This window comes from Sphingomonas molluscorum (assembly GCF_039522995.1).
Lineage (GTDB): Bacteria > Pseudomonadota > Alphaproteobacteria > Sphingomonadales > Sphingomonadaceae > Sphingomonas > Sphingomonas molluscorum.
Map to the genome: position 1 here is coordinate 385576 of NZ_BAAAEL010000001.1, position 12326 is coordinate 397901.

General features: G+C 69.6%; 13 protein-coding genes. 11 read left to right on the top strand and 2 right to left on the bottom strand.

Features of this window, described 5'->3' with window-relative positions; translation table 11 throughout:
* Nucleotides 1-15 precede the first annotated feature (15 nt).
* From ispH to rnhA, 3 genes are read left to right on the top strand one after another with little or no spacing between them, the layout of a single operon-like run.
* Nucleotides 16-990 carry a 4-hydroxy-3-methylbut-2-enyl diphosphate reductase gene (gene ispH / locus ABDZ92_RS01935; protein ID WP_125958953.1) on the top strand — a complete coding sequence of 325 codons (975 nt, stop codon included), beginning with the start codon at nucleotides 16-18 and terminating at the stop codon, nucleotides 988-990.
* Between the two features lie 3 nt (nucleotides 991-993).
* A complete protein-coding gene (gene thrB, locus ABDZ92_RS01940) occupies nucleotides 994-1947 on the top strand; it encodes a homoserine kinase (protein ID WP_125958954.1) in 954 nt (317 codons plus the stop codon).
* Nucleotides 1944-2405 (top strand): ribonuclease HI, encoded by a 462-nt coding sequence (rnhA, locus tag ABDZ92_RS01945; RefSeq protein ID WP_125958955.1) that lies wholly within the window; start codon nucleotides 1944-1946, stop codon nucleotides 2403-2405. The genes thrB and rnhA overlap by 4 nt, the downstream gene beginning before the upstream one ends.
* Before the next feature lie 4 nt (nucleotides 2406-2409).
* Here the strand turns inward: rnhA and ABDZ92_RS01950 are convergent, their stop codons facing one another.
* Both ABDZ92_RS01950 and ABDZ92_RS01955 read right to left on the bottom strand, forming a co-directional pair.
* Nucleotides 2410-3504 (bottom strand): NAD(P)/FAD-dependent oxidoreductase, encoded by a 1095-nt coding sequence (locus tag ABDZ92_RS01950; RefSeq protein WP_125958956.1) that lies wholly within the window; start codon nucleotides 3502-3504, stop codon nucleotides 2410-2412.
* Nucleotides 3501-4451 (bottom strand): alpha/beta fold hydrolase, encoded by a 951-nt coding sequence (locus ABDZ92_RS01955; protein WP_125958957.1) that lies wholly within the window; start codon nucleotides 4449-4451, stop codon nucleotides 3501-3503. Before ABDZ92_RS01955 ends, ABDZ92_RS01950 begins: the two co-directional genes overlap by 4 nt.
* 47 nt (nucleotides 4452-4498) lie before the next feature.
* Between ABDZ92_RS01955 and ABDZ92_RS01960 the strand changes: the two genes are divergently transcribed.
* Genes ABDZ92_RS01960 through ABDZ92_RS01995 form a run of 8 tightly spaced genes read left to right on the top strand, consistent with a single transcriptional unit; the run spans nucleotide 4499 to nucleotide 12265 of the window.
* A complete protein-coding gene (locus ABDZ92_RS01960; protein WP_125958958.1) occupies nucleotides 4499-4969 on the top strand; it encodes an A24 family peptidase in 471 nt (156 codons plus the stop codon).
* 50 nt (nucleotides 4970-5019) lie between these two features.
* Nucleotides 5020-6054 (top strand): Flp pilus assembly protein CpaB, encoded by a 1035-nt coding sequence (gene cpaB, locus ABDZ92_RS01965; RefSeq protein ID WP_125958959.1) that lies wholly within the window; start codon nucleotides 5020-5022, stop codon nucleotides 6052-6054.
* A 1-nt stretch (nucleotide 6055) separates the two neighbouring features.
* Entirely contained in the window at nucleotides 6056-7573 is a 1518-nt protein-coding gene (locus ABDZ92_RS01970; protein WP_125958960.1) for a type II and III secretion system protein family protein, read from the top strand.
* 20 nt (nucleotides 7574-7593) lie between these two features.
* The gene (locus tag ABDZ92_RS01975) at nucleotides 7594-8295 is read left to right on the top strand and encodes a CpaD family pilus assembly lipoprotein (RefSeq protein ID WP_125958961.1); all 702 of its coding nucleotides are present in this window, start codon (nucleotides 7594-7596) and stop codon (nucleotides 8293-8295) included.
* Nucleotides 8295-9581 carry a CpaE/TadZ family protein gene (locus tag ABDZ92_RS01980; protein ID WP_125958962.1) on the top strand — a complete coding sequence of 429 codons (1287 nt, stop codon included), beginning with the start codon at nucleotides 8295-8297 and terminating at the stop codon, nucleotides 9579-9581. Before ABDZ92_RS01975 ends, ABDZ92_RS01980 begins: the two co-directional genes overlap by 1 nt.
* Nucleotides 9582-9626: 45 nt before the next feature.
* Nucleotides 9627-10604: a type II secretion system F family protein gene (locus ABDZ92_RS01985; RefSeq protein WP_125958963.1), complete on the top strand. Its 978-nt coding sequence runs from the start codon at nucleotides 9627-9629 to the stop codon at nucleotides 10602-10604.
* Nucleotides 10605-10608: 4 nt separating this feature from the next.
* Nucleotides 10609-11607: a type II secretion system F family protein gene (locus ABDZ92_RS01990; RefSeq protein WP_206432110.1), complete on the top strand. Its 999-nt coding sequence runs from the start codon at nucleotides 10609-10611 to the stop codon at nucleotides 11605-11607.
* 34 nt (nucleotides 11608-11641) lie between these two features.
* A complete protein-coding gene (locus tag ABDZ92_RS01995; protein WP_125958964.1) occupies nucleotides 11642-12265 on the top strand; it encodes a hypothetical protein in 624 nt (207 codons plus the stop codon).
* The last annotated feature ends 61 nt before the right edge of the window (nucleotides 12266-12326 follow it).

A 12326-nucleotide genomic window follows, 5' to 3' on the forward strand; every position in this document is an offset into this window, starting at 1 on the left:
AGATGCGCAGGGGTGATGACCGATCCCGCCACGCCGCCCGCTGCCAAGCCCGTCCTCGAGCTGCTGATCGCGGCGCCCCGCGGTTTCTGCGCCGGCGTCGACCGCGCGATCCGCATCGTCGAGCTCGCGATCGAGAAGCACGGCGCGCCCGTCTACGTCCGGCACGAAATCGTCCACAACAAGTTCGTGGTCGACAGCCTGCGCGCCAAGGGCGCGGTATTCGTCGAGGAACTGGACGAGGTGCCTGCCGGCGTGCCGGTGGTGTTCTCCGCCCATGGCGTGCCCAAGTCGGTGCCGGCCGAGGCGGAAGATCGCGGCCTCGAATATCTCGACGCCACCTGCCCGCTGGTCTCGAAGGTACACCGCCAGGCCGAGCGGCTGGTGACCACCGGCCACCACATCCTGTTCGTGGGCCACGCCGGCCACCCGGAAGTGATCGGCACCTTCGGCCAGGTGCCGCAGGGCCAGATGACGCTGATCGAGACGGTGGCGGATGCCGAGGCGGTGATGCCGATCGACCCGAACAACCTCGCCTTCCTCACCCAGACCACGCTGTCGGTCGACGACACTGCCGACATCATGGCGACGCTGCAGCGCCGCTTCCCCGCGATCGTCGCGCCCAAGGCGGACGACATCTGCTACGCGACCTCCAACCGCCAGGCCGCGGTGAAGGCGATCGCGTCGTCCGTCGACCTGGTGCTGGTGATCGGCGCCCCCAACTCCTCCAACTCGCTGCGGCTGGTCGAGGTCGCCGAGCGCGAGGGCACGCCCGCCCATCTGATCCAGCGCGGCAGCGAGATCGACTTCGCCTGGCTGGAGGGTGTCGGCTCGCTCGGCCTCACCGCCGGGGCGTCCGCCCCCGAAATGCTGGTGCGCGAAGTGGTCGATCGCCTTGCCGAGCGCTTCGAGATCCGCGAGCGCGAGGTCGAGATGACCCGCGAGACCCTCACCTTCAAGCTGCCCCGCGGCCTCGAAGCCGCCGCCGCCTGACCGGTGGCCGTCTATACGCAGGTTTCGGCGGAGGCGCTCGGCGCCTTCCTCGCCCGCTATGACGTGGGCGCGCTGGTCTCGGCCAAGGGGATCGCCGAAGGGGTCGAGAACTCCAACTATCTGGTCGACACCACCCGCGGCCGCTTCATCCTGACGCTCTATGAAAAGCGCGTGGATGCGGGCGACCTGCCCTTCTTCTTCGCGATGATCGATCGACTCGCCGACGCCGGCAATCCGGTGCCGCCCGCGCTGCCCGACCGCACCGGCACGGTGATCCAGACGCTGGAGGGGCGCCCCGCCTGCCTGATCGAGTTCCTGTCCGGCGTATCGCTCAGCCAGCCGACGCCGGCGCAGGCCCGCGCCGGGGGCGCTGCGATGGCGCGCATGCATGCGGCGCTCACCGACTTTGCCCCGACCCGCCCCAACTCCATGGGGGTGGAGACCTGGCCGCAGCTGTTCGAGCAATGCGCGTCCGGGCTCGACAGCATCCAGCCGGGCCTGCGGGATCGGGTGGGAAGCGCGCTCGACAGGGTGCTCGCCGCCTGGCCGCACCAGCTGCCGGTCGGCGCCATCCACGCCGACCTGTTCCCCGACAATGTGCTGATGCTGGGCGACGAAGTCACCGGCCTCATCGACTTCTACTTCGCCTGCACCGACGTGCGCGCCTACGACCTCGCCGTGATGCACTCCGCGTGGAGCTTCGACGGCACCGGCACGCCGCTCGACCCCGCCGTTGGACGCGCTTTGCTGGCGGGGTATGAAGCCGGCTTCGGCCTCTCGCCCGACGAACGTGCGGCGCTGCCCGTGCTGGCGGAGGGGGCGTGCATTCGCTTCCTGCTGACGCGCGCTTGGGATTGGATCAACACCCCCGCCGATGCGCTGGTGACGCGCAAGGACCCGCTCGCCTATCTGCGGCGGCTCGATTGGTACGAGAACAACAGGAACGCGTTTGCATGACCGAACTGACCCCCGTCGAAATCTTCACCGACGGCGCGTGCAAGGGCAATCCCGGCCGCGGCGGCTGGGGCGTGGTGATCCGCTCTGGCGAGCACGAGCGCGAGATGTCGGGCGGCGAAGCGCATACCACCAACAACCGCATGGAACTGATGGCCGCGATCGAGGGGCTGAACGCCCTCAAGCGGCCGTGCCAGGTGACGCTGTCGACCGACAGCCGCTACGTCATGGACGGGCTCACCAAGTGGATCAAAGGCTGGCAGAAAAACGGCTGGAAGACCGCCGATCGCAAGCCGGTGAAGAACGCCGAGCTCTGGCAGGCGCTGCTCGCCGCCGCCAAGCCGCACCAGATCAAGTGGGTCTGGGTGAAGGGCCACGCCGGCCATCCGGAGAACGAGCGCGCCGACAAGCTCGCGAGCGACGCCGCGATGGCGGTGGGCAGCCGGAGCGCCGCCGCCTGAGGCGTCAGCCGAACCGTTCCGGACGGTAGAGAGCGGCGTCCACGCCCGCCGGCACGGTCCCCCGCCCCATCAGCGCCGCGCACAGGGCCGCGCCCGCGGGCGCGGTCTGGATGCCGAAGCCCCCCTGCCCGGCGCACCAGAACAGCCCCTCGACCCGCGGGTCCCAGCCATAGACCGGCAGTCGGTCCGGCGCGAAGCTGCGCAAGCCCGCCCAGCGCCGCTCGACCGCCTCGACCCGCCAGTCGACCACGCGCTGCATGCGATCGATCGCGAGCGCCACGTCGATCTCCTCCGCCGCGACGTCCCCGGGCTCGGCCGGCGTCTCGTCATGCGGCGTCAGCCACACCCGCCCCCCGGGCTCGGGCTTGAAGTAGAAACCACCCGCCGCGTCCATCACCACCGGCAGGGACGGCGGTGCGGGCGGATCGACGCGCAGCTGCACCATGGTGCGGCGATAGGGCTGGATGCCAACCGGCCGCGCACCCGTGAGCGCCGCCACCCGGTCCGCCCAGGCGCCGGCCGCATTGACGAGCACGTCGGCCTCCACCACCCCGCCATCGCCCAGCCGAAGCCGCCAGCTTCCCGCCTCGCGCCGCGCCTCCACCAGCATCGCGTCGCAGCGCAGGGTGGCGCCCAGCCGGCGCGCGCGGGCGAGGAAGGCCCCGTGCAATCGCGCTACGTCGATGTCCGCGCAGCTCGGCATCCACAGGCCCTGCCATCCGCCTCTCAGGCCCGGCACGCGCCCCGCCGCATCCTCGCGCATCATCGCGATCCCCGACCCGGCAAACCGCGCCTCGAACGCGTCCAGTGCCGCCGGATCCGCTGCCGGCGCGATCATCAATTCGCCCCGCTCGGCCAGGAACGGTTCGCCACCGAACTCCGGCGGGGGCCGGTGGAGGAACGGCCCCGACGCGCTGGTGAGCGGCTGCACCCCCGGCCCGCCATAGGTCTCCGACCAGAAGGCGGCCGAGCGGCCCGTGGCGTGGAAGCCCGGATGCCCCTCCGCCTCCAGCAGCACAACCGAGTCGCTACCGGCGATGCTCGCGGCAAGGCTGGCGCCGGCCATGCCTGCGCCGACGATGGCGACCCGGCGGGTCACGCCGGTACCAGCACTTCGGCCAGGAAGCGGTCGATCTCGCCGATCGCGCGATCGCGGATCGCATCGCTTTCGCGCAGCAGTTCGTGGCGCGCCTCCGGTCCGAACCGGACCAGGGTTCCCCGCTTGAGCCGCGCCGCCACCGCCAGCGCCGCCTTGGGATCGACCAGCGCATCCCCCTCCGCCACCAGCAGCTGGACCGGTACGTCCAGCGTGGCGAGCGCAGGGCTCGCGTTCAACGTGCGGGTCGACCGGAACGCCTCCAGCACCCACGCCCAGCTCGGCGGGCCCGTGCGATGGGCCGGGTTCGCCTCCATCCACCAGAGCTCGTCCTCATAGCGCGCCCGGTCGGAGGTGAGCAGCGTCTGGCGCGCGGCGCGGGTGAAGGGTCGCTCGTTAGCGCGCCACGCCCGGCGGCTGCTGCGGCCGAGTCCGGCCAGCAGCCGCGCCGCACCCTCGCCGAAACGCGGGCCCACCGGCGACTTCAGCCCCAGCATCGGCGCGACCAGCACTGCGGCATCCGCCGTCACCCGGCCCTCTGCCAGGGCGCGCAGCACCAGGTGCCCGCCCATCGAATGGCCGACCATCACGTGCGGCCCCGCCCGCTCCTCCCGCCAGGCGGCGGCAAAGGCCGCGAGGTCGTCGACATAGGTGTCGAACGAATCGATGTGGCCGCAATGGGGATCGTCGGTCAGCCGGCCCGACCCCGCCTGCCCGCGCCAGTCGAAGCTCGTCATCGACCAGCCGCACGCACGCCAGTGGGCGAAGCTCTCCAGATATTTCTCGAATATGTCGCCGCGCCCGACCTGAAACAGCATGGCGCCGCGCTGGCGGGCACCCTCTGCCGCTGGCCAGTCGAACCGGCGATGCACCCACCCGTCGGGTGCATGCCATCGGGTAATCCGCGCCGCGGCGGGAATCGCGCGGCGATACAGGGCGTGGGCAGCCATGCCCCCGGTTACGGTTTCGTAAGCGGCTGCGTCTAGGCCCTTGGACGATGCCGCTGTCCCTTGCCTCGTTTCTGCTGCTCGCGCTGGTGGTCCTTCTGCTGTCCGCAGGCATCGAGGACGTCCGCACGCGGGAGATCGCGAACTGGAAGAACGCGCTGATCGCGCTGCTCGCCCCCGGCTGGTGGATGGCGAGCGGGCTCAGCCTGTGGCCGGGCGTCGCGATCCAGCTGGCGGTGGCGGTGGCGGTCTTCGGCCTGTTCGTCGGGGCTTTCTGGCTCGGGCAGATGGGGGGCGGCGACGTGAAGCTGATCGGCGCGCTGGCGCTGTGGCTGCCGCCGCAGCCGCTGCTGTGGATGCTGGTGCTGATGTCGCTGCTGGGCGGCGCCCTTACTCTGCTGATGGTCGCCGACAAGCTGTTGAGAAAAAAGAAACAACTTCCTGAGATACCCTATGGGGTTGCGATCGCGCTGGCGGCGCTCCTCGTGATCCGCGAACCCATTCTTAACCAGTTCCGGTGACTGCCTAATGCCGCAACATCGCTGCCTAGGGACGGAAAGGTCTCGACGTCATGGATTCTCGTAAAGTCCTGCTGCTGGTGGGCGCGCTCTTCGTGGCGGCCATTACGGCTTTCATGGCGCGCAGCCTGATGCAGGGCGCATCGACCCCTACCGCCACCGCAGCCGGCGAACCGACGGTGGTCGCAGGCCCCAAGGTGCTGGTCGCCAAGCGCGCGCTCCCGGTGGGCACAATCATCGATGCCGGCGCGCTCGCCTTTCAGCCGTGGCCGCAGGACCTCGTCACCGATGCCTATTACACCGAAGGGTCGCCGGACGCGACGAAGCTGGTCGGAACGGTGGTCCGCTATCCGATTCCCGCCGGCCAGCCGATCACGCAGGGCGCGCTGGTGAAGCCGGGCGACCGCGGCTTCCTGGCGGCGGCGCTTGGCCCGGGCATGCGGGCGGTGACGGTGCCGGTTTCCGCGCAGGGAGCGGTCGGAGGCTTCGTCTTCCCGGGCGACCGCGTCGACCTGATCCTGACCCAGAACATCGAGGGTGGCGGCGACGGCCCGCCGCTGAAGGCTTCGGAGACGATGCTGCGCAACCTGCGCGTGCTCGCCACCGACCAGCGGACCGACAAGCAGGTCGATGAAAAGGGGAACACGGTCGTCAACACCTTCTCGACCGTGACGCTTGAGGCGACCCCGCGCATCGCTGAAAAGATCTCCGTGGCTCAGGCCGTGGGCCAGATCTCCCTTTCGCTCCGCTCGCTGGCTGACAGCGGCACCGAACTCGAGGAAGCGATCGCAAGCGGCGAAGACGCCGGTCTTCCCGACAGCGACGATCCCAACGCGGAACGGGCCGCCCTCGCGCGCCTCGCCGCGCGTCCGGTCGAGGGTGGCAGCACCGTGTCGACCGGCGCGGACGTCTCGCGCTTCCAGCGCAGCTCGGTGCCGGGCAAGCCCCAGAACACGGACCGGGCGCCACCGGCGGTCTTCCCGACCATGCCGGGTGCCGCCGGCAGCGCCATGGCCGTCACCGGGCCGAGCGTCCGCATCGCGCGTGGCAGCGCGGTTTCCGTTGTCCCGGTCGGGGGGAGGAACTGACATGCGTATCCAGGCAAGGCTGCTGGGCACGCCGCTCGCACTGATCGCCGCCCTGGCGACCGGAATGGCCGCGCCCGCCCCGCTCAACGCACAGACGGCCGCACCCTCGCCGCCGGTGGTTCAGATGAACTCCGGCCGGGGCCAGCTGATCAACCTGCCTGCGGGCATGACGGACGTGTTCGTCGCCGACGATCGCATCGCCGACGTGCAGGTCCGCTCGGCCCGGCAGCTCTATGTGTTCGGCAAGTCCCCGGGCGAGACTACCGTCCACGCCGTCTCCCGCAGCGGCGCGACCGTCTATGCGGCGACCGTCCGCGTGGGGAACAACATCACGACGCTTGGTGAGATGCTCGCGCTCGCCATGCCCGAGGCGCAGATCGTCGCCACGCCCATGAACAACATGGTGCTGCTGACCGGCACCGTCCGCTCTCCCGAGGACGTGGCAGAGGCGCAGTCCCTGGCGCAGGCATTCGTGGGCGAGAACACGCGCGTGCTCAGCCGGTTGAAGACGGCCACGCCGTTGCAGGTGAACTTGCAGGTCCGCATCGCCGAGGTCAGCCGCAGCTACGTCAAGAACATCGGCGTCAACCTGACCTCGCGCGACAGCACGGGCGGGTTCCTGTTCAACATCGGCCAGGGTCGCCAGGGCACCATCGAGACCCTGCCCTCCGGAGGGACCGGCTTCACCGCTCCCGGCGTTCCCGAGATCGGGACCACGATCGGCGCTGCCGGTCGGCTGCTGGGGCTCGATCTGCTCGCCTCGCTCGACCTGGGGGAACGCAACGGCCAGGTGACGACGCTCGCCAACCCGAACCTGACCGCGGTCTCGGGCGAGACGGGCACGTTCCTGGCAGGCGGCGAGATCCCCATCCCGATCAGCCAGGGCGGGCTCGGGAGCATCTCGGTCGAATACAAGCAATATGGCGTCAGCCTCGCCTATACGCCGACGGTCCTCACGGATGGCCGCATCTCCCTGCGCGTCCGACCGGAGGTATCGCAGATCACCAGCACCGGTTCGGTGGAGCTCAACGACATCACGATCCCCGCGCTCACCACGCGCCGTGCGGAGACGACGGTGGAACTCGGCTCCGGCCAGAGCTTCATGATCGCCGGGCTGCTGTCGAACACGCACGACAATTCGGTGAACCAAGCGCCGTTCCTCGCCAACCTGCCGATCATCGGCTCGCTGTTCCGGTCCAACGCGTTCCAGCGCAACGAGACGGAGCTGGTGATCGTCATCACGCCGTATCTGGTGAAGCCGGTCGACGCGAACCGCATCGTGCTGCCCACCGATGCCTATCGCGCGCCCGACGACGCGGATCGCGTGCTGCTCGGCAACGCCACCAGCCCCACCTTTGGCGGGCCGCGGCCGGTGCCCACCATGGCGCCTCCGCCCGTGGTCGGCGCGCCCGTAGTCGGCGCCCCGTTGCCGGCCGGCCCCGGCCTTCCGGTGCTCGCCGAAGAGCGATCGGGCAAGCGCAAGAAGCGGTCCGCCACCCCGGGCTTCAGCAATCAATGACGCCGCCGATGGAGAAGAACATGTACTCGCGTCTTGCGGCCCTGGCGCTCTGCGCCCCCGCCCTCCTCCTCGCCGCCTGCGATCCCAACGCCCACCGCGGCCTGGAATCCGTCAACCAGCCGGTCGTCACGCGCAGCGACTATGCGGTCGAATTGGCGACCACTCCTTATGGCTTGAGCGAGGGAGAGGCTGGGCGGCTGGCCGGCTGGATGGCCGCGCTGAAGCCCGGATATGGCGATCGGATCGCCGTCGAGGATCCCGCCGGCGCCACCGGTGCCCGCGCGCAGGTGGCGGCCGAGGCCGCACGCTACGGCCTGCTGCTTGCCGACACCGCCTCGCCGGCGCCGGGTGGCGTGGCGGCGGGCACGGTGCGCGTCGTCCTGACCCGCGCGTCCGCCAGCGTGCCGACCTGCCCGCGGGCCGATCCCGCAAACGGCTTCACCCTCGATTCGCACACCAGTCCCAATCACGGGTGCGCCGTGAACTCCAATCTCGCTGCCATGGTCGCGCAACCCGAGGACCTGATCCACGGCCAGTCGGGCACCGGCATCACGGATCCGGTCAACGCCACGCGTGCAATCCAGGCCTATCGCGGTGCCGCACCCAGCGGCGCAGGCGGCTCGAGCAACCAGGGCACCGGCGGCGGCAACACGACCGGCGGCGCCGGCGGAGGCCTTGGCGGCAGCATTGGCGCCGGCACCACCGGATCGGCGGGCAACTGATGGCCAGCCGTCCCGCCAATCGCGATCCCTTCGCCGGCTTCGTCACCGACGAAGCCTCTGCCGACACGCTGCGCCCGATCGTCCACGCCTTCGGCTGGTCCGCCGACAGGGTGCAGCGCGGCAACCTGCGCAGTGCCGTGCAGGCGCTCTCCGTCGCCTCCAGCCCGACCGTGCTGTTCGTCGACCTTTCGGAATCCAGCGATCCGATCAACGACATCAACGCGCTGGCGGAGGTGTGCGAGCCGGGTACGGCGGTGATCGCGACCGGCCAGGTCAACGACGTCCGGCTCTACCGCGACCTGATCGCCAGCGGCATCCAGGATTATCTGTTGAAGCCGCTCAACCCGGACGCGGTGCGCGACGCCTTTACCCAGGCGCAGGCGACGCTCGCCGCCCCCAAGGCGAGCGAGGCGGCCGCAGCGGCGGTGCAGCGACCGCATTGTGCCGTCGCGGTGATCGGCACGCGCGGCGGGGCGGGCGCCTCGACGATCGCGACCTCGATCGCCTGGCTGGTGAGCGAGCGCGCCGGGCGCAGCACCGCCCTCCTCGACCTCGACGTGCACTTCGGCACCGATGCGCTCGCGCTCGATCTGGAGCCCGGGCGCGGCCTTACCGACGCGATCGACAATCCCAGTCGCATCGACGGGCTGTTCATCGAGCGCGCGATGGTGCGCGCCTCGGACCGGCTGGCCGTCCTCTCTGCCGAAGCGCCGATCAGCAGCCCCGTGCTGACCGACGGCAGCGTCTTCCGCCGCCTGCGTGAGGAGATGCGCAGCGCCTATGAATGCACGGTGGTCGATCTGCCGCGCTCGATCCTGGTCAACCATCCGCAACTGGCGCAGGAGATGCCGGTGGTCGTGGTGGTGACCGAATATACGCTCGCCGCCGCGCGCGACGCGATCCGCATCCTCTCCTGGCTCAAGAGCAACGCGCCGGAGGCAACGGTCTTCGTGGTCGCGAACCGGGTGCACCCAGCGCAGCAGCTGGAGATCAGCCGCAAGGACTTCGAGAATTCGATCGAGCGGCCGGTCGACTATCAGCTGCCGTTCGACCAGAAGCTTGCGGCCCAGGCCGCGAAGCTCGGCAAGCCGATGGCAGACGTGGGCAAGGGGTCCAAGACGATCGCGCCGCTGGTCGACCTGGCAGCGCAGGTCGTGGCGGTCGCGGACGCACTCGGCGAGGGCGGCGCGGGTCGCCCGGCCGCACCGGGCGCGGGGGCACCGTCGCTGCTCGGCCGCCTGGGGCAGTTCCGTTCACGCTTCGCTGCAAAGCCGGCGAAGCGATAGGCGCGGCCGGATGCGGGGCACGAGGCAGATCAGGGGACGGCGGGCATGAACCCGATGCCGTTCCTGCTGATGATCCTGGGATCGGCGCTGGTCCTGCTGCTGCTGGCGTTCGCCTTCATGGGCCCGTCCACGGGAAAGGCCCGCGCGCGCCGGCTCGCCGCGGTGCGCGAGCGGCACCAGGCGGCAGCCTCCGGCACGAGCATGGAAGCACAGATCCGCCGGATCACGACTGCGCGCGCCACGCGCATGGACGTGGCCGCGGGGCGTCTGCTGCCCAACCCTGCCCAGCTCCAGAAGCGGCTGTCGATGACGGGCAAGAGCTGGACCGTCGGCCAGTACGGCATGGCGACGCTCGGCATCGCCATCGCGGCGACGATCCTGCTGTGGAGCCGGGGCATGCCGTTGCTGCTCAGCCTGTTTGTGGGCCTGTTCCTGGGGGCAGGCATTCCACACAAGGTGGTCGGCATGGCGATCAATCGCCGGATCAACAAGTTCACCGCCAAGTTCCCCGACGCGATCGAGCTGCTGGTCCGCGGCCTGCGCTCGGGCCTGCCGATCACCGAGACGATGGGCGTCGTCGGCCAGGAAGTGCCCGGTCCTGTCGGCGAGGAGTTCCGCGCCGTATCGGACCGCATGCGCATCGGCCGCACCCTGGACGCGGCGCTTCAGGAAACGGCCGATCGCATCGGCACCCCGGAGTTCCAGTTCTTCCTGATCACCATCGCCATCCAGCGCGAGACCGGCGGCAACCTGTCGGAAACGCTGAGCAACCTCGCCGACGTGCTGCGCAAGCGATCGCAGATGAAGCTCAAGATCAAGGCGATGTCGTCCGAATCCAAGGCATCCGCCTATATCGTCGGCTCGCTGCCGTTCGTGGTGTTCGGGCTCATCTGGTTCGTCAACAGCGACTATCTCGCCAAGTTCTTCGTGGACCAGCGGCTGATGGTCATCGGTGTCGGCGGCTTCATCTGGATGGCGATCGGCGGCTTCATCATGGCCAAGATGGTCAGTTTCGAGATCTGACGCGATGCTGAGCAACCCCGAGGGCCCGACTATCATGGGCGTGGACGTATTGATGGTGGCGACGCTGCTCGCCGGCGTCGCCGCGTTCGCCGTGCTGATCGCGATCTATGCCGCCTTGTCCGTACGCGATCCCATGTCCAAGCGCGTCAAGGCGCTCCACGAGCGGCGCGAACAGCTCAAGGCCGGCATCGTCGCGCCGGTGTCCCGGCGCCGGGCACAACTCGTCAAGAAGAACGAGACGACCGACTGGATGCGCGCCACCCTGTCGTCCCTGAAGGTGCTGCAGGACGAACAGCTCAAGGCTGCCCAGACCAAGCTGCTCCAGGCCGGCATCCGTTCGCGCGAATGGGCGGTGGCGGTGATCTTCGGGCGGTTGGTCCTGCCGATCCTCATCGGCGGCCCCGTGGCGTTCATAGTGTATGGCACCGACACCTTCGCCACCTGGGGACCGCTCAAGTCCTATCTGGTCGTCGCGGTTGCGCTGGTCGCGAGCTACAAGGCCCCCGACATCTACCTGAAGAACCGCATCACCAAGCGGTCGGACGCCATCCGCAAGGGGCTGCCCGACGCGCTCGACCTGCTGGTGATCTGCGCCGAGGCGGGCCTGACCGTCGATGCCGCCTTCGGGCGGGTCGCACGTGAGCTCGGACGCGCCTATCCCGAGCTCGGCGAGGAGTTCTCGCTCACCGCGATCGAGCTCGGCTTCCTCACCGAGCGGCGCCAGGCGTTCGAGAACCTGACCCAGCGCATCGACCTGGATGCGATCCGCAGCGTCGCCACCACCATGATCCAGACGGAGAAATACGGCACGCCCCTCGCCTCGGCCCTGCGCGTCTTGTCGGCAGAGTTTCGCAACGAGCGCATGATGCGTGCCGAGGAAAAGGCCGCGCGGCTCCCGGCGATCATGACGGTGCCGCTGATCCTGTTCATCCTGCCGACGCTGTTCGTGGTAATCCTGGGTCCCGCCGCCTGCTCGATCTCCGACGCGTTGAGCCCGCAGTAGGCATCCTCAAGGAACGCAGGGCTCGCCCGCGTCGTTGACGCTCCGAATCGATCCGGAGGCCGCCATGCTGTTCCACACGCCGACTCAATATCTCGTCCTCGTGCTCTGTCTGGTCGCAGGCTGGCTGTTCGGCCTCGCCTCCAGTTCGGGAGGCCGCAAGTGGCGCGAGCGGCACCATGCCGAGGAGATCGAGCACCGCCGCTACCGGGATGAGACGGTGGCCGAGCTGAAGGCGCGCGATACCCGCATCCGCGAGCTGGAGGCCGAGCGCGATCGTGCGCTGCGTGCCGCACCCATGGGCACCACCGGCACCGTTGCCGGCACCGCGGTTCCGGTCGCGGCCACCACTGCGGCCGCTGCGGCGACGTCGCACACGCATGACTCGCATCGCCATCACGAGGGGCTGGGCGGCTGGTTCGGCTGGGGTCGCGACAATCTGTCGCGCATCCGCGGCATCGACGAAGTTCGTGAACGCGAGCTCAACGATCGCGGCATCAAGACCTTCAAGGGCATCGAGACGATGACCGCCGAGGACGAGCAGACCCTCGAAGTCCAGCTCCGCCTCGCCCCCGGCACCATCGCCCGCGAAGGCTGGCGCGAACAGGCGGCGATGATCCGCGAAGGCCGCGACGACGAACACGTCCGCCGCTGGGGGTAAGAACGTCCTCCGGACAATCGCTTGGCAGCGATTGGGGTGACAATCTCGCCCTTACACACAA

Coding starts and splice junctions, on each gene's coding strand:
- ispH (WP_125958953.1), top strand. CDS start 16: ATGACCGATCCCGCCACGCCGCCCGCTGCCAAGCCCGTCCTCGAGCTG.
- rnhA (WP_125958955.1), top strand. CDS start 1,944: ATGACCGAACTGACCCCCGTCGAAATCTTCACCGACGGCGCGTGCAAG.
- ABDZ92_RS01955 (WP_125958957.1), bottom strand. CDS start 4,451: ATGGCTGCCCACGCCCTGTATCGCCGCGCGATTCCCGCCGCGGCGCGG.
- ABDZ92_RS01960 (WP_125958958.1), top strand. CDS start 4,499: ATGCCGCTGTCCCTTGCCTCGTTTCTGCTGCTCGCGCTGGTGGTCCTT.
- cpaB (WP_125958959.1), top strand. CDS start 5,020: ATGGATTCTCGTAAAGTCCTGCTGCTGGTGGGCGCGCTCTTCGTGGCG.
- ABDZ92_RS01970 (WP_125958960.1), top strand. CDS start 6,056: ATGCGTATCCAGGCAAGGCTGCTGGGCACGCCGCTCGCACTGATCGCC.
- ABDZ92_RS01975 (WP_125958961.1), top strand. CDS start 7,594: ATGTACTCGCGTCTTGCGGCCCTGGCGCTCTGCGCCCCCGCCCTCCTC.
- ABDZ92_RS01980 (WP_125958962.1), top strand. CDS start 8,295: ATGGCCAGCCGTCCCGCCAATCGCGATCCCTTCGCCGGCTTCGTCACC.
- ABDZ92_RS01985 (WP_125958963.1), top strand. CDS start 9,627: ATGAACCCGATGCCGTTCCTGCTGATGATCCTGGGATCGGCGCTGGTC.
- ABDZ92_RS01990 (WP_206432110.1), top strand. CDS start 10,609: ATGCTGAGCAACCCCGAGGGCCCGACTATCATGGGCGTGGACGTATTG.